Raw genomic sequence first — 15,027 nt, 5'->3', positions numbered from 1 at the left:
CAACCGATAAAAATTTCACCACTCTTAGTACTTGAGGTGGAGTTTATATTCACCTACGCTAAAGTCTAATGGCGACCTAATTCGCTATATATCTCAACTAATGTTCTTGGGTCTATAAATAACTGACTTGCCAGCTTTGAATGGTTAAGCCAATAAAAACCCAATGCGCATGCTAGTAGGTAAGTAGAAACCGGTTTTATAAAGCGAGGCGGCTTCTAGAGTGTCCATCTAATAAACCTGATACGCCGCTGCATGCAGCCGTTCCGAGCGCGCTATAGATTTCTGAACCGTACACGGACTGGGGCTACGCGTGCGTGAGGGGGCTCCCTAAAGTGTCTGAAATTTGTATACCGTAGGTCGCGTCACTGCCAGCACAGCGTCAAGTTCGCGACGGCAGTGAGGGCGGTGACGACGGTTAGGCTGGTGACAGTCGCGGTAGTAGGGGAGGGGAAGGGGTATATGATGACCATTGATACCATTCCGGGCCATATTGATCCTATGAACGACGAATCGTATTGGTCGCGGATGCAACTACAATTTGACTCGCTCAGTAGTTTGTTCGACATGCGCTTCGAAACCATGGAAGAGGCGGTGGGTCACGAAGAAGAGCATATTGACCGAAAAAGGCTATGGGTAAGTGACGCTCCCCGCTGGGACGGTCGGCGTGCTTGGCTGTTGTTGCCGTATATCGACGCGCTAGACCAAACCCGCCTGCAAGAGCAGATCGAAATTGGCTATGGCCTTGTTCAGTCGATTCACGAACGACTACAGAAACGCGAATTGTCCCCATCCTTTCTTCATGACTGGGGACGATTTCGTGCCGCAGCAGGTCTGATCGAATTCATTTATTTTTCTGATACCTCTACAGGCCATAGACGTTCGGCTATCGCGGGTGGCAAGGCCAAATTTAATGATGCCGAAGCTCACCAGCGCTGGTTCGCGCATTATTTTTTTGCGGAATTATAAGCGCGGTCAACGAAAGGAAGCCGAGAGATTTGTAGAGCAACTTTTGAATGCAATCATTGACGGAAAAATTGCGGTACCCGCGGTGTGGGATGTCAAATGGTTTGAGAATTATCTGATACTCAGCGATCCGAAATCTCCTGATTATGGAACATTACGACCGGCGTTTGATGAGCACTCTCTTTCTGTCATAACGATGAAGAAACTTGTTGAGATGGGCGCTGAGGGTATTCCCCCGATCGATCTTGAACTTCCAGACCCTTAGGTCGGAGGGAAGAAATATACGCCACTCTGGTTAAATTATACTGGTCAGTGGCCACTGACGTATTTCTAATTTTTATGGAGAAACGTCAGCATGACGAACCACATTATCGAGAAAACGAATACGACGCAGGAGCATTTTGGCTTTGAAGCCCTCCTCACGATTCAGCAGGCCGCTGAGCGACTTGGCGTCCACGTCTGGGCGCTTCGCCGCGCTGTGAACTCTGGTACTATACCAGCTTACCAGCCTTTCAACGGCAGAAAGCTCGTTCGTCTTACAGAAGTAGTCGCAGCGATTAATGCCTCAAAGATTGGAGGCGAAAATGCCTGATGGAATCTTTGGAAGTGAGGCTCACAAATTCTGGGACCGTAATTTGCCCGTTATTCCAGTGAAGGGCAAAGCCCCGATCCAAACAGGTTGGCAGGGTAATCTGGGCGGGATTCCCAACGAGGAAAAGCAACGCGAACTAGTTGCCTTATATGTACGCCACAATATCGGCATGCTTCTTGGCGTGCCAGTTGGTGGAGACAAGGTGCTTGTCGCTGTTGACGTCGATGACGACCGATTGTTGAAACTGACGCTGCAGCTTCTTGGTCTGAAGTGCAACGAAGATCACCAAACGCTTTCCGGTAAGCGTGGCAAGAAAGGCGCGACCATTTTCGTACGTGCACCAAAATCGCTTAAGTCCACGGTCATAAAGGGCGCTGGGGGGCTTGGAAACATTGACTTTCTGGCTGCTGGCAAGATGACTGTTATGCCGCCATCAATCCATCCAGACACCGGAAAGCCATATGAATTATATGGTAAATCCATACTAAATGTTGATCATGCGGAATTACCAGAAATCACAGATCATCACATTACGCTAATGAAGGCGGCTATTGGTTCCGAATACGCCGTTATAATTCATTCGGGTAAAACGACGCATGACGCGGGTTTGGCTCTGGTAGCAATCTTGGCTCGCGCAGGTGCAACAGACGAAGAGATTACCGAAGTTATTTATGGGCTTCTCCCAGATGGATATATGGGCGATTCTTTGAAAGAGCTTCCCGGATGGATCAAGTCTGCTCGCGAAAAGGGCTTTGATGAATCGCAAGGTGAAACAAATTCACTCACACAAGCGCTTGTCGCTATTGCTATGAATAGTGGAATGGCCCTGTTTAATGACGGAGCATGGGAATGCTTTTGCGACGTTGCCACACATGGGCAAGTCTGTTGCCGTGCGGCTTGGCTCGTTGATGTTCAACACGTGGTTGCGGCATCTTGCGTTTACCGTTCTGGAACGCCCCGTTAGTAGCGGGCCTTTGAGAGAGGCCATAGCGACACTGGAAGCTTGTGCGTTGTTCGATGCTCCGTGTGTTCCTGTTTACGTTAGGGTGGCGGGCGACAAACAGCAGGTTGCCATAGATGCCGGTTTACCGGACAGAAACATTATAAGCATCAAGAGTAAAGGCTGGAATGTTGCGGTTGAAACGGCTTATCGGTTTGTACGTGGAGCAGGATTCGGCCAACTTTCTGCTCCGGCACGTGGCGGAAAGCTTGAGGTACTGCAAATGTTTCTTGGACTGGATGATCAAAATTACAGACTTCTGGCTGCATTTCTCATCAACGCACTGAAGCCGACTGGCCCTTACTTCATTTTGCTTGTCGAAGGCGAGCAGGGTTCGGGTAAGAGTTTTTTCTGTGAAATAATCAAGCGCATCATTGATCCCAATCAGGCAATGCGCTTGCGGCTTCCAGATAAGCCTCAAGACCTGATGATACAGGCAAAGGAATATCGGCTACTCAATTTTGACAACGCATCTGGTATGAGCGCTGAAATGTCAGACTCGCTTTGTTCACTGGCCACGGGTGGCGGTTTGGCAGTGCGTAGGCTTTACAGCGATGGTGATTTGTATGTGATGAGTTATTCACGTCCATTCGTTATCAATGGCATTGGTGGATACGCCAACCGCCCCATCTTATGGAACGAGCCATTCCAATCAAGTTGTCGCCAATGCCAGAGGGCGGACGCAAAACAGAAGCGGAGCTCATGGCAGAATTTGAACAAATGCTGCCAGGAATTCTTGGTGCGCTTTACGAAGCCGTCGCTCACGCGCTTCGTACTTTTGATGATACCGAACCGCCCCGTCATTTGCGTATGGCGGATGCTGCCCGGTGGGTCAAAGCGTCGGAAGGTGGCCTAGGTGAGCAGCCTAGTGCTTTGATCGATGCTATATTCGCGGCGCAGAATGAGTTTATGGTCGAACGCGTCAATGATGATGCCCTCGTCATGATGCTCCGCCGCGTCGCTGAGCCACTTGTGTACGAAGGTTACGTTGGGGAGCTATATCGAAGGATCGTTGAGCAAGACGATGCTCGACATTATCGCAGCCTACCTAAATCGCCGTCGCAGTTGTCAAGCCAGATTACCAGAATGCGACCTGCAATGGCGAAGGCGGGCATAAAGGTAGAGTTTTTCGGGAAAGACCGGGGTGGACGCAAGGTCAGCATTCGCTTCGTTGACGAATCCACGGATTCCCAAACTTAGTGTGACGGCGTGACGTTGGTGACATGCCTTCGGGGTAGTTGACTCCAGTTTGTTAATGGGAGGAGTACCCTCTTTTTAGGTACTGGCTGCGGCTGCCCACTACTGGCGTCACCGCCGCCACAGCGTCACTCTGCGGTGCTTCAGTGTTCCCGCGTGCCGTCACCACGCTACCCACCGGGCGACTGGCCGCCCGCGTGGGCTGCTGGAACACTGCTGGCGGGCTTTGCTGCCCTTGTTGCTGCTGTTCCAAGTTGTAGCCGCCAGTTGTCGTGAGAGTTCTGCAAGGGTCTTGAGCGGCGATTTCAACCTCGGTGAGGGAGGAATCAAATCCACTCAGGACCGCGTTGTCTCGCGGTCTCGCTTTTCAACGACATGCAGAGGTTACACGGCTGGTTACAATTCGAGCCATTTCTAGGCTTTTCCCGACAACTGACGATTAATTGTGCTGGTTGTTTCGCCGTGTTTTTCTCGCAATTTTTGTCAAATGCGAGCAAGAAAATGAAAGACTTCAATATCTCAATTACCAGCACCACGCGTCGTCGCAAGTTGAGCGATGGGACCATTGCTGAATACCCGCAGTGGTATTGTGAGTACAAAGACCCAATCCTCAAAAAGCGCCGCCGCCGCGCTTTCAATCGTAAGAAGGACGCCGAAGCCTTCCGCAACGATTTGTTGGTAAAAGTCGTGGATGGCCGGTATGTGGACGAGCGGAAAGCACCTACTGTATCACAGGCTACCGATCATTGGCTGGCAGACCGCGAAACCAAGGTGAAGTCGTCGACGTTTCAGGGATATAAGGTCGTGGTCAACGGTGCTATCCGGGGACCATTGTTAATCGGAACAGCACAAGAGCGTGCAAAATACACGGAGAATGGCGTTCCGCCGAAGTCTGCCCGCTTCGTGAAATTGCTGGGCGATGTCAAGCTGACGGAATTGACCACCGCCATGATCCGCGCATGGTACAAGACGGTAGCCGAGCAATGCGGCACCTACACCGCCAACCGCGCCAAGAGCCATCTCAAGTCTATTCTGGCGCTTGCTGAGGAAGACTTTTTGGTTCGTGCACCAACCATGCCGACCGGGCTTGTGCGTGCCCGAACGCGTCAACGGCGTGTTATTCTTACGCCGGAACATATCGCCAAACTTATTGCTGCCGCCAAGCTGGATCCAGAATACGGCATTTATTATGCCTTTCCGTTTCTTGCCGGAACGCGCCCATCTGAACAATTGGGTCTGTTGTGGGGTGATGTCGACTTTGAGAAGAATACTATTCGCATTTGTCGCATTCAGGAGCGCGACGGGGCGTTGACGGAGACGACTAAGACAGAAGCCGGAACCAGAGAAGTTCCGATGAGCGCGATGCTGCGCGAGATGTTATTAGCTTGGCGCGTACGTTGTCCTCGCAGGAAAGGTGAACTGCATAGAGTCTTTCCGGGGCCGGGAAGGCTACAGGCATGGCCGTTACCGCGTCTTGGCGGCGGAGGAGCGTTGCTATACCAGAATTTTCGGAAGCGGTTTTGGGTGCCAGCGTTCAAGCAATTGAATGTCCCTTACGTGACACCGCATTCGGCGCGACACTCGTTCATTTCCACCTTGCAGGCGGAAGGGATTGAGGTCGGGCTAGTAGCAAAAATTGCTGGCCATGCTAATCCAACCGTGACGCTTGGTCATTATACGCAGGCTGTCCGCAATGCAGATGTTGCTATCGAAGCGTTAGATCGCGCTTACGCTGGATAATACAAAGCGGGCGTCGATTGAAACCGACGCCCTCCCATTTTTTCCGTTGTTTGTCTCCGGCTGGCTACTCCGGTTGAAGGGCGATGTAGTCTCGGCCTTCGCATTCACCGAATTCCTCCAGCGCACTGTCAATCTCGTCTGCGGCAATTCCCATGAGTTCCGAAGCCTGTTCCAAGGGAATCCATTCTTCCATGCCGTTACGCTTATCTCTCACCATTATGTGCATCGCGTTCTCCTGACTGTTCCCCAAAAGGAAAACACAGAGAAATTTTCCACGAAATTATTCGTTTAATTTCGTCCTGTTAGGAGAAATTCGATTGATGCAGCGCTGCCACATCGGTCTGCTTCGCTGGGAAGCGGACTGAGGACGCGCGCTGCGGCCCACCCGCTATGTATATAGCTGGCCCAGTGCCTGCTGGTTTCGCGTATGCCTTCCCGTGGCGAGGCGTATCAGTCGCGTAGTGCAGCGGTCGTAGCTGCACTGACTTCCAGCTTTCGGGGTGAGCTGTTTGCAACTCCCCCCACCAACAAAACTATTTGGCAGTGACAGGGGACCCGGTCTGCCTTGCGAATAGGCTTGGAGACATACCTAGGTACGCCAGCCCAATCGCAACTACGCGCAGGTATTAATCTTCCCGCTCTTCACCATTTCCTGCCACTTGGGGCCAAGTGTCTGCCGGGCTGGGATAGCGCGTTGCGCTCCGGCTTCACCGTCACGGAACATGTAGATCGCAAATGCCTGTTCGTGACGACCATAAATCACGGGAATGCCCGGTTGGTAAGTCGTTGTTCCGCTATAATGGCCGTTATTGATATAGCCTGATGTTTTATAAGAGCCGGGTGTTTGAGCCATCTGCACATTGTTGGCACTTCGAGCATCGACGATGATATATCGGTCATATCCAGCTTTGATGGTTTCGATAGCCGCTTGCATTTGGGCGACCTTGGCCGCTCCAGTGCTGCCACAAACGGGTGCGGCACTGGTTTGGATGATAGCCGTGTTTGCGGAGGTCCGCACGGCGCTGGACGAAGTGCAGGCGGCCAAGGCAACTGCGGGTGCAACAAAAGCTAGTGCCTTCAGGGTGTTCATGTGTCTATCCTGTTGAAATTAATAAGAATTACAAAAACATGAGGGAAAATCGCCGTCAATTATCCCCTGTCAGCGTTTTCTCTTCGAGATATTCGGATTTGATAAAACGTGGCTCCCAACGATGCGTCACAGCTCCGGCAGCAATCCGCAAGCGGTCAGGGCTACGGGGATGCAGGATCAAGAAGAACACTACATGGGCAGTGGTGAACGCCCATATTGAACACCCCGGCGCACTGGCGCGTAACTGTTCCGAACGCTGAGCTATGAAAGCCTTCCGCTCAATACGTGGAAAATGCTGGTAGATCAGTAGCGATTGGCCCATACCGTAGAATGTGGCGGCTTCGTCCAGATAGAGGTACTTAGAGGAATTCTTCCGCCCCTTTGCTATAGACACTTCCAAGCCATTGTCAGGATCGAAGAACACTAGGTCGGTATGGCCAAGGGCAGCTGTGCAGCGGTTCATGAACGCTTGCCGCCCAGAAATGTCATCCGGCAGTAATTCGTTAAAATACGTTGCCTGCGGAATTGCGCCACTTTCTTCGACCGCCCGCAAACGGCGGCGTTCCGGTTCACCAGCGGCATGAGCCAGAATATCAAACAATTTAGGGTCAAAATGGCGGAACCCATCCGGCTGCTGCAAGTAGCTGAGCTTGCTCCCGTCTGAACGCCCGTCATCTGGCGTCAGCATCCAGCAGATGCCTAGAGAATTGGTTTCGTCCGCCGATAAAGCCCTCAGCAATGCGTACTTACGATAGTCGTTTATGTCCCCAACGTATTGATGCTTCACTTAATCCCCACATAATGGCGTTGCTTATGACGTCATAATGTACATAGACCCGTTGGTTCTGTCATGAACATTTCGTTCGTATGGAATTGTTTGCAGCGAATCTTAAAAAGCGTGCTCAAGAACTCGGGATTTCAAATGCTGAGGTAGCAAGACGTGCGGGGTTAAGTGAGCGCAGGTATGGCAACTACGTCAGTGGGCGTCGTGAACCCGACCTTGCGACACTAACTAAGATCGCTTCTGTTTTAGCGATCACACCGACGGATTTGCTAACCGCAACGGCTCTTAATAGCAGCTACACCGACCCGAAAAAATTGCGCGCTTTCGCTGCGTTAAATGCGATCGAAGGTCCAGAGTTGGACGTTATAGTGGTTATACTTGAGGCGGTAGCGGCGAGAGTGAATCGACCGAAGGCCGGTTCTGATTGACAGAACAATAATTGTCTTCTTACTCTCTAATTGAGCGTTAGACTTTAATAGGGGGGTAAAATTGCCGATTAGTCACATACACACATATCTTGTTAGGCCGAATAAAGGGGTTGAGAACGTAGTTGCTACTACCGGAAACTCCGTCCCTCAAGAAGGTCAGCTTTTCTCATTATTAAATGATATCTACAATCGAGCCGACGAGGAATGTTCAATAGGCATCGCGTTCCGCCGTGGGAACGATGGTGCGCAGGCAAACGAGTGTCGGTCCATTTTAATAAACTACTTAACTAACCCTGATATAGAGAGTGGCAGAATCCTAGCTGATAAGCTTTCCGGCGTTACGACCAAGCGTTCGGGTCTTGGGTTGATGTTCTTATTGTATGGTATTGAGGGTGCACACCATAAGGTCGTTATATCCCGGTTCAGAGCCAATAATGGTGTCCTTGTTGACGATGCTGCGGACGCATTAACTGTAGAATTCATCGACCGCGTTTTCATGAAGAATGCTCATTCATACAAGGCGGTCCGGTATCAGCATGAGTCTTTAGCTGCGGGATTTTGGAGCGGTCATGCGGTTGATAAACAGATCAACAGTCGTGACGCTGAGACATCCAATTACTGGGTTCGAGATTTCCTTGAGTCAGAATTTTCAACCACACCCGCGATGGGGACACGCAGGCTTGCATTAGCGCTGAAAGATGCAGCTAACCGGGCTACTGATTTGCAAGTGAAGCAACAGATAACCGCTGCTGCTACTTTGGCGCCCGGTATCGAAGGGCATCACATGAATGCGAATGAGTTTTGTGACCGCTTCGGTTTTTCGGCGCAGACGAGAGAACAAGTTTTACGAGCTTTTCCCAGAGCAGATCTGGCTGAGGACAATTTCGTGTTTAATGCGGAGGAGTTCTTCAAGCAACTGCCTTACAAAACGGTAGAGTTAGATTCTGGTGCTGTCTTAACTGCACAGTCTTCGCAGTTTGATGAAGTATTTGATCGAGAAGAGATTAATAATGATGAGTTTATTTTCTCAACAAAAGGGAAGATAATAACAGAAAAACTTGAGAAAACAAAATGAGTCATATCGCGGATGAATACACTGTTCGACACGAGAAGGCGTTGATACCTATATCTAGAAACCTTGAGGCTTTCATTGCTAACTTGTTGAAGGGAGTGGATCGTATCGATAGAATTTCTGCTCGAGCTAAAAGCATTGATCGTTTCGTAGGGAAGGCTGAAAAGGTTGTGGAAGGTAAGCCAAAGTACGAAGCACCATTTCATCAAATTCAGGATCAAATTGGAGCCAGAATAATTACGTATTATCGTTGTGATGTTGATCGCATTGAAGATGAAATATTGCGATACTTTCATCCCATCGAATCAAAGGATGTTGTTCCTCAAAGCGAGTGGGAATTTGGCTACTTTGGAAGGCATCAAATTTTACTTTTGCCGCCAGACGTTGTTGCCAATGATATTGATCCCGCGCTTGTTCCAATATGTTTCGAGCTTCAAATAAAAACATTGTTTCAACATGCTTGGTCGGAGGCAAATCATGATTTGGGATACAAGCCAGGGCAAAGGGAACTTGATCGAGATGATTTGAGACAGTTGGCGTTTACTTCTGCTCAAGCTTGGGGTGCTGATCACATTTTTAACGAGTTGTTTGAAAAGAGAAATGTCGGCCGGGGCTGAATTCTTAAAATAGCCCCGAATCTTATGACGCAACGGCTACACATTTTGCCAGTTGTGCAGATTGGTAACCGTTCCGTAACCGCAGCCAGATTAGTCGTTCCCGCATATCTCGAATCGAATTGCCCGAAAAGCAAAAATCCCGGACAAAGCCGGGATTTTGTTGCCTACACTTAACGGAAAACTGGAGCGGGCGAAGGGATTCGAACCCTCGACCCCAACCTTGGCAAGGTTGTGCTCTACCCCTGAGCTACACCCGCTCGCGCCAGTCTTCTCTGAGAGAAGTCGTTTCCGTTAGGCACGCGCTATATGGACTAATGATTTCGGGATTGCAACAGGGAATTTGATGTTTCGACTAAGATATTTACAAAGATTCACAGGCTGATCCATTCAGTCGTTAACGCTTGCGCCGCGCAATGCTGATGATGGAGGCGAATGCAGCAAAGCCTGCAGCGACGAGCAAGATGTTGGGGATATTCGCGATCCCCCAATGGGCGAGCAGGAAGGCAACAAAGGCCGCGCCGAGCGACTGCCCCATCAATCTTGCAGTTCCGAGCATACCACTTGCAGCGCCACTTCTGGCGCGAGGAGCAGAGGTTATGATCATGCGGTTGTTCGGTGCCTGGAAGAAGCCAAATCCGATGCCACAAATCGCCATGCGCCAGCAGATATCCTGTATTGTCGGTTGTTCCGGCAAAAGGCCAACTAGCGCCAGACCTGTCGCAAAGATAATCAATCCAACAAGACCAAGTGTTGCGGGCGAGTATTTATCTGAAAGTTTACCGGATAGCGGGGCGATGATAGCCAGTGCAATTGGCCATGGCATTATCAGGAAGCCGACTTCAATGGGTGTGAAGCCGTAAACGCTCTGAAACAGGAATGGCAGAGAGATGAAGGCCATCATCTGCGCCAGAAATGACATGATCGAAGTGCAAAGCGACAGGCTGAAAACGGGAATCCGTAACAGATCGAGCGGTAGCAGCGGATCGCTGGTGCGAAGCGAGCGGCGGATAAGCCAGGTTGCAGCGAACACGCAGGCCGCAGCTTGCAGTAAAAGCCAGCCAGCATCAACGCCATTGCCTGCACTATCGATCACCGTTACCAGCAATCCGAGCGCGAGCGCACTGAGAACTGCACTGAGATAGTCGAACCGGCGCGACGAGCGCTCATTGTCTGGCAGGCTTTTGAGGCCCATCGCGACAGCCAGCACTCCAAGCGGAATGTTTATCACGAAAAGCCACGGCCAGCTCAGCGAATGCAGGATGATCCCGGCGAGTGTTGGGCCGATGGTCGAGGAAACAGCAACAAAGAGTGCGTTGAGACCAATGGCCGTGCCGAACTTGGCCTGTGGAACCGTATAGCGCAGCAATGCAGTGTTGACGCTCATCAGGCCCGCAGCGCCAAAGCCCTGAATGACGCGCGCTATTGTGAGTGCTTCTAGGGAACGGGAAAACACGCAGGCGATCGAGGCAAGCGTGAACAATGATACGCCTATAAGATAGACGCGCCGGTAGCCGTAAATTTCACCCAATGCCGCTAAAGGCAGAAGTGTGATGACGATTGCCAGCTGATAACCATTGACGATCCAGATTGATGCGGCCGGTCCCGCAGAAAAATCGGCAGCAATGGTCGGAAGTGCAACATTGGCGATGGTGCCATCAATCACGGCAAGGGTAAGCCCCACCATGAGCGTTGCCCAAGCCCAGTAGATACGTGGCTTGGGAAGGCCATCCGGTGCTACGAATGCTCCTTCTTTGACGACTGTTTCATGCTTCATTTCATCGACCAATTATATGGGTGACGAGCGACAGAGCGTTACGCTGCGAATAAACGAAAGAATTCTGCCAACCCTATCCAGACTTGGGAGGCCAGCAAGGCATCTACTCCAAAATTTCGCGCAAAACACCGGCTTTGATCCATGAAATGGGTCAGGTAACGCTATTGTGTGATGTTTTCAGTCGCCATTGCGAAGCTCATCACACGTGCATAGTGTCGCGGATTGAAGCTCAGATAAAGCGGGCAGATACTTGCAACCAGAATAAGATGCATAATCCAGCCTGAAGCAAAGCTGCCAGTTAGATTGTGCAGGAAAGCTGTTGCAATCGGGCCGAGGGCGGCAATCAGAAAGCCGCCGCCTTGCATCATGGCCGCCAGTGCGCCAGCTTCTTCCGGTTTTGGAAGGTGGTCGAGCGACGTTATCATCGCGAGTGCAAAACTGCCGCCGAGACCAGCTCCACAGATAGCAGACCAGAACGGTGGAGAAAGCTGCGGGGCGAAGGCGAGACCTGCAAATCCTGCGCCCTGCATAGCCAATGTCAGAAAAAGCCAGGGCCGACGGTCGATACTGCGTCGGGCAAGGAGTGGAAGGCCGAAGGCCGAGAGCGCCTGAGCAATTGCCATGACCGCCACCAGATTGCCTGTCGCGGAAGCTTCGACACCGAGCGACTGATAATAAGGTGCAAGCCAGGCCACCATTGATGAGTAACCTGCATTCACCAGTCCGAAGGCAGCCATCAAAACCCATGTACGTGGGCGTCGAAGCAGCTTGATCGTTATGCTCGACTTTGAACCGGACGATGCCGTTTCACTGAGGATCGGTATTGCTGCAAGCAAAGCCACGACTGCAGGAATTGCGAGAACTGCGAGCGCAAGACGCCAATTATGTTCGGATCCCGCCAGCCAAGGTGTCAAACGAGCACCAAGCGCCCCGCCGCCCATGATCATTGCTGAATAAAGGCCTGTAACGGCTGCAATACTTGCAGGAAATTTCGCTTTGATGAGCCCCGGCATGATTACTTGAATCATGGCAACGCCTGCACCGCAGAGGACGGCGGTGAGTACCAATGAGAAACCGTTGGGTACGAAACCGCGCAGGACCGAGCCTGCGGCGAGCACTACAAGTGCTGCGAACATGCTTCGGCGCGTGCCGATCAATGATTGAATGCGTGGCGCGACAAAGGCACCAAGCCCCATCAATAACATTGGTAAAAACGTGAGTAATGACAGCGCGCCAAAGCCCATTCCGGTATCGTTCGCGATATCCGTTAGAACAGGCCCCGGTGCCGTGAGGAAAGGCCGGAGATTAAGGCCGATCAAGACGACGAGTATTATAAGAGCAATTGAACTGGCCTGTTTGCCAGCTGGCGCAGTTGTGGTGGGATGCATTTTTATCTAGCGCTTTGACTGTTCTTTTTCCTGCCATGCGCGATAGAGCCGTTCGCCATCGTCAGGGGAGCAACGCTCAACCTTGATGCCCGTTTGCTCGCTTATAGGCCTGGAAAGCTCTTCGGCAATTTTTGCCGTCGAGAGATTGTAGGGGGCAGCCTGGTCGTTTGAATAGGCGAATACGATTTCGGTAACGCCTGACATGCGCATGGCAGCAAAACACATGGGGCAGGGCTGGCCGCTTGCATAAACACTGCAACCGTCGAGACGCGGGGACTGCAATATTTTGCCTGCTGCGCGCAGTGCCAGTAATTCGGCATGGGCAGTTGGATCGCAATCTGCCTGCATGCGGTTGATGCCCGTGGCGATGACCTTTTCGTCTTTTACGACGACTGCACCGAATGGGCGTCCGCCTTGCTCGACATTTTCAAACGCAAGCGCAATTGCCTGATCAAGAAATGCGTTGTTCATACTCATTTCGCGCCAGCCTTTTCAAGCATTGCCACCATGGGCGCAAAGCCGCGCTGACGTGCATGCTGCAATGGTGTAACGCCATCATTGTCGGCAAGATTTACATCTGCTCCCGCATCAATCAGCAGTTTCACGATATCGACATGACGCTGCCCACCATCGCCCAGGATGATGGCTTCAAGAAGAGCGGTCCAACCGAGATTATTGACGTGGTCGACGTTCACGCCTGCTTCAATCAGCGTCCGCACGGTTTCCACATGACCACGTTCTGACGCCGGGATCAGTGCTGTGCCACCATAGCGATTAGTGCTTTTGAGGTCAGCACCGTGAGAGAGCGTGAGTTTCAGGATTTCGAGATGACCGCGTGCGCCCGCATAAAGATAAGGGCTATCCTTGATCGCATCTTTGGCGTTTACGTTCGCGCCCGCTTCAATAAGCGCGCGAGCGACATCGACATGATTGGCATGGCTGGCAGCCAGCAGGGCTGTTTCGCCCCGGGTACCACGTGCGTCGAGATTTACGCCTGCTTTAATGGCGTCTTTTACGGCAGGAAGATTGCCCGCTGCGGCGGCTTCAATGAGCGAGCTTTGTGCGTGTGCTGCGGCGTGATGGCCTGGCAGAGTTGGTTCGGTCACGACAATCGTCCCTGCAATCAATGCCAAGGCACTCAAGCTAAGTATCGTTTGACGCATCGGCGGTGCTCCTAAAGCGTGTAGCGTTATATCGTATTCACGTAACACGATTTAGTTCTTTGTTTTTATGCATATCTTTATCCCAAAACCGGTTCCCAGTTTTGGGAGACATGCTCCGAATTTATTGATTAAATACTAGCTACAAGTCATATTTAGAAATTAAATGTTCAACTGGTATTCATTCAGATTATGAATAACGTATTCAGTCTCGATCTCCTGCGTGCTTTTGTAGCTGTCGTCGACAGCCGGAGCTTCACGGTTGCCGCACAACAGCTGCATTCCACGCAATCGACTGTAAGCCAGAAAATCCTCCGCCTTGAAGAAGCCGCGGGGCAATCTCTTCTGGAGCGTGCACGCCATGATATCCGCCCAACAGATGCTGGCGAAAAGCTGCTGGGCTATGCACGACGCATGCTGCATTTGCATGATGAGGCAGCTGCAGCCATGACCGGTAACGCGCTTACCGCCGTTTTCCGACTTGGATTGGCTGAGGATTTTGCGGCAAGGCTCGTGACGCCGGCGCTCGCAGCTTTCCTGCGTACACATCCCAACATGAAGCTGGAAGTGACCAGTGGGTTAAGTCGCGAGCTACAGAAGGGCTTTGAAACGGGTGAGTTTGATCTTGTCATGATCAAACAGAAGCGTGGAGAAACTGTTGGGACCATGCACTGGCCGGAACCGCTGTCATGGCTGGAAAGCGCGGACTATCCGGTTTCACACGTTGATCCTTTGCCGCTGGTCGTATTCCCACCAAACGGTCTTTACCGCAGCGACATGATGGAAGCCCTCGACCGTATTGGAAGGCCTTGGCATGTCGTTTTTACCAGCTCCAGTCTCGCAAGTGTTCAAAGTGCAGTTGGAGAAGGATTGGGCGTCAGTCTTCTCCCCACGCGCGTCGCTCAGCCTGCGCACCGTATTGTGCCTGCCACAGCGGGTTTGCCTGTTGTTGATCCTATGGAAATCGTCATTCGACATATGGAGAATGGCCCCGACCAGATACAGCAATTGGTCGAAATGCTTGCCGAAATTGTAGGGGAATGATCGAATATTGCTTTAAAAGGCCGATTTAATGTGACTCATTGCGTCAAACACCGTGAGACTGCTTGACTCTACTGCAAACGCGGTGTTTTTGCCTGTTCATAGCGCTACAGATATGCCGACAGGATAGCCCCACTTTCACCATCTTAAAGTTCCTCTCGCTCGCCGCGACAGCCAAACG

The 15,027-nt window shown here is 51.4% G+C and carries 17 protein-coding genes and 1 tRNA gene; 10 read left to right on the top strand and 8 right to left on the bottom strand.

The features are described from left to right. The first annotated feature begins 459 nt into the window (after positions 1-459). From CEV33_RS02710 to CEV33_RS02680, 6 genes are all read left to right on the top strand, one after another. Entirely contained in the window at positions 460-966 is a 507-nt protein-coding gene (locus CEV33_RS02710; protein ID WP_094538924.1) for a hypothetical protein, read from the top strand. After that, positions 911-1,228, top strand: coding sequence for a hypothetical protein (locus CEV33_RS02705; protein ID WP_141211556.1), 318 nt, complete (start codon positions 911-913; stop codon positions 1,226-1,228). Before CEV33_RS02710 ends, CEV33_RS02705 begins: the two co-directional genes overlap by 56 nt. A 90-nt stretch (positions 1,229-1,318) precedes the next feature. After that, entirely contained in the window at positions 1,319-1,555 is a 237-nt protein-coding gene (locus CEV33_RS02700; protein ID WP_094538922.1) for a helix-turn-helix domain-containing protein, read from the top strand. After that, a complete protein-coding gene (locus CEV33_RS02695; RefSeq protein ID WP_167388106.1) occupies positions 1,548-2,519 on the top strand; it encodes a bifunctional DNA primase/polymerase in 972 nt (323 codons plus the stop codon). Before CEV33_RS02700 ends, CEV33_RS02695 begins: the two co-directional genes overlap by 8 nt. Beyond that, a complete protein-coding gene (locus tag CEV33_RS02690; RefSeq protein WP_141211555.1) occupies positions 2,428-3,411 on the top strand; it encodes a hypothetical protein in 984 nt (327 codons plus the stop codon). The genes CEV33_RS02695 and CEV33_RS02690 overlap by 92 nt, the downstream gene beginning before the upstream one ends. An 803-nt stretch (positions 3,412-4,214) precedes the next feature. Beyond that, positions 4,215-5,492 (top strand): tyrosine-type recombinase/integrase, encoded by a 1,278-nt coding sequence (locus CEV33_RS02680; protein WP_167388105.1) that lies wholly within the window; start codon positions 4,215-4,217, stop codon positions 5,490-5,492. A gap of 64 nt (positions 5,493-5,556) precedes the next feature. On the opposite strand, the gene CEV33_RS23950 is transcribed toward CEV33_RS02680, so the two are convergent. From CEV33_RS23950 to CEV33_RS02670, 3 genes are all read right to left on the bottom strand, one after another. Continuing rightward, positions 5,557-5,718, bottom strand: a complete 162-nt coding sequence (locus CEV33_RS23950) for a hypothetical protein (protein WP_167388104.1) — start codon at positions 5,716-5,718, stop codon at positions 5,557-5,559. 387 nt (positions 5,719-6,105) lie between these two features. Further along, the gene (locus tag CEV33_RS02675) at positions 6,106-6,582 is read right to left on the bottom strand and encodes a hypothetical protein (protein ID WP_094538917.1); all 477 of its coding nucleotides are present in this window, start codon (positions 6,580-6,582) and stop codon (positions 6,106-6,108) included. Positions 6,583-6,637: 55 nt separating this feature from the next. After that, positions 6,638-7,369, bottom strand: a complete 732-nt coding sequence (locus CEV33_RS02670) for a hypothetical protein (protein ID WP_141211554.1) — start codon at positions 7,367-7,369, stop codon at positions 6,638-6,640. A gap of 80 nt (positions 7,370-7,449) precedes the next feature. Here CEV33_RS02670 and CEV33_RS02665 point away from each other — a divergent pair, with 80 nt between their 5' ends. The 3 genes from CEV33_RS02665 (at position 7,450) to CEV33_RS02655 (ending at position 9,483) form a co-directional block, all read left to right on the top strand. Beyond that, on the top strand, positions 7,450-7,794 hold the full coding sequence (locus tag CEV33_RS02665) for a helix-turn-helix domain-containing protein (RefSeq protein WP_094538915.1): 345 nt from the start codon (positions 7,450-7,452) through the stop codon (positions 7,792-7,794). 61 nt (positions 7,795-7,855) lie between these two features. Then, positions 7,856-8,869, top strand: a complete 1,014-nt coding sequence (locus CEV33_RS02660) for a hypothetical protein (protein ID WP_094538914.1) — start codon at positions 7,856-7,858, stop codon at positions 8,867-8,869. Continuing rightward, the gene (locus tag CEV33_RS02655) at positions 8,866-9,483 is read left to right on the top strand and encodes a GTP pyrophosphokinase (protein ID WP_094538913.1); all 618 of its coding nucleotides are present in this window, start codon (positions 8,866-8,868) and stop codon (positions 9,481-9,483) included. Before CEV33_RS02660 ends, CEV33_RS02655 begins: the two co-directional genes overlap by 4 nt. 182 nt (positions 9,484-9,665) lie before the next feature. Here CEV33_RS02655 and CEV33_RS02650 read toward each other — a convergent pair. From CEV33_RS02650 to CEV33_RS02630, 5 genes are all read right to left on the bottom strand, one after another. Then, positions 9,666-9,740 (bottom strand) — tRNA-Gly (locus tag CEV33_RS02650). A 137-nt stretch (positions 9,741-9,877) separates the two neighbouring features. Continuing rightward, positions 9,878-11,257, bottom strand: a complete 1,380-nt coding sequence (locus CEV33_RS02645; RefSeq protein ID WP_094538994.1) for an MFS transporter — start codon at positions 11,255-11,257, stop codon at positions 9,878-9,880. Between the two features lie 161 nt (positions 11,258-11,418). Beyond that, complete coding sequence (locus CEV33_RS02640) at positions 11,419-12,645, bottom strand: cyanate transporter (RefSeq protein ID WP_094538912.1); 1,227 nt, start codon at positions 12,643-12,645, stop codon at positions 11,419-11,421. A gap of 6 nt (positions 12,646-12,651) precedes the next feature. Beyond that, positions 12,652-13,122 carry a nucleoside deaminase gene (locus CEV33_RS02635; protein WP_094538911.1) on the bottom strand — a complete coding sequence of 157 codons (471 nt, stop codon included), beginning with the start codon at positions 13,120-13,122 and terminating at the stop codon, positions 12,652-12,654. Further along, positions 13,119-13,808: an ankyrin repeat domain-containing protein gene (locus tag CEV33_RS02630; RefSeq protein WP_094538910.1), complete on the bottom strand. Its 690-nt coding sequence runs from the start codon at positions 13,806-13,808 to the stop codon at positions 13,119-13,121. Before CEV33_RS02630 ends, CEV33_RS02635 begins: the two co-directional genes overlap by 4 nt. Before the next feature lie 189 nt (positions 13,809-13,997). Between CEV33_RS02630 and CEV33_RS02625 the strand changes: the two genes are divergently transcribed. Then, a complete protein-coding gene (locus CEV33_RS02625; protein ID WP_094538909.1) occupies positions 13,998-14,849 on the top strand; it encodes a LysR family transcriptional regulator in 852 nt (283 codons plus the stop codon). Positions 14,850-15,027 lie beyond the last annotated feature (178 nt).

It is taken from the genome of Brucella grignonensis (genome assembly GCF_002252505.1).
Taxonomy (GTDB): Bacteria; Pseudomonadota; Alphaproteobacteria; order Rhizobiales; family Rhizobiaceae; genus Brucella; species Brucella grignonensis.
The sequence above is the reverse complement of the archived record's forward strand: the minus strand, read 5'-3'. Positions and strand labels throughout refer to the sequence as shown.

Coding starts and splice junctions, on each gene's coding strand:
- CEV33_RS02645 (WP_094538994.1), bottom strand. CDS start 11,257: ATGAAGCATGAAACAGTCGTCAAAGAAGGAGCATTCGTAGCACCGGAT.
- CEV33_RS02630 (WP_094538910.1), bottom strand. CDS start 13,808: ATGCGTCAAACGATACTTAGCTTGAGTGCCTTGGCATTGATTGCAGGG.
- CEV33_RS02665 (WP_094538915.1), top strand. CDS start 7,450: ATGGAATTGTTTGCAGCGAATCTTAAAAAGCGTGCTCAAGAACTCGGG.
- CEV33_RS02675 (WP_094538917.1), bottom strand. CDS start 6,582: ATGAACACCCTGAAGGCACTAGCTTTTGTTGCACCCGCAGTTGCCTTG.
- CEV33_RS02635 (WP_094538911.1), bottom strand. CDS start 13,122: ATGAGTATGAACAACGCATTTCTTGATCAGGCAATTGCGCTTGCGTTT.
- CEV33_RS02640 (WP_094538912.1), bottom strand. CDS start 12,645: ATGCATCCCACCACAACTGCGCCAGCTGGCAAACAGGCCAGTTCAATT.
- CEV33_RS02700 (WP_094538922.1), top strand. CDS start 1,319: ATGACGAACCACATTATCGAGAAAACGAATACGACGCAGGAGCATTTT.
- CEV33_RS02705 (WP_141211556.1), top strand. CDS start 911: ATGATGCCGAAGCTCACCAGCGCTGGTTCGCGCATTATTTTTTTGCGG.
- CEV33_RS02695 (WP_167388106.1), top strand. CDS start 1,548: ATGCCTGATGGAATCTTTGGAAGTGAGGCTCACAAATTCTGGGACCGT.
- CEV33_RS23950 (WP_167388104.1), bottom strand. CDS start 5,718: ATGCACATAATGGTGAGAGATAAGCGTAACGGCATGGAAGAATGGATT.
- CEV33_RS02655 (WP_094538913.1), top strand. CDS start 8,866: ATGAGTCATATCGCGGATGAATACACTGTTCGACACGAGAAGGCGTTG.
- CEV33_RS02710 (WP_094538924.1), top strand. CDS start 460: ATGATGACCATTGATACCATTCCGGGCCATATTGATCCTATGAACGAC.
- CEV33_RS02625 (WP_094538909.1), top strand. CDS start 13,998: ATGAATAACGTATTCAGTCTCGATCTCCTGCGTGCTTTTGTAGCTGTC.
- CEV33_RS02690 (WP_141211555.1), top strand. CDS start 2,428: ATGGGCAAGTCTGTTGCCGTGCGGCTTGGCTCGTTGATGTTCAACACG.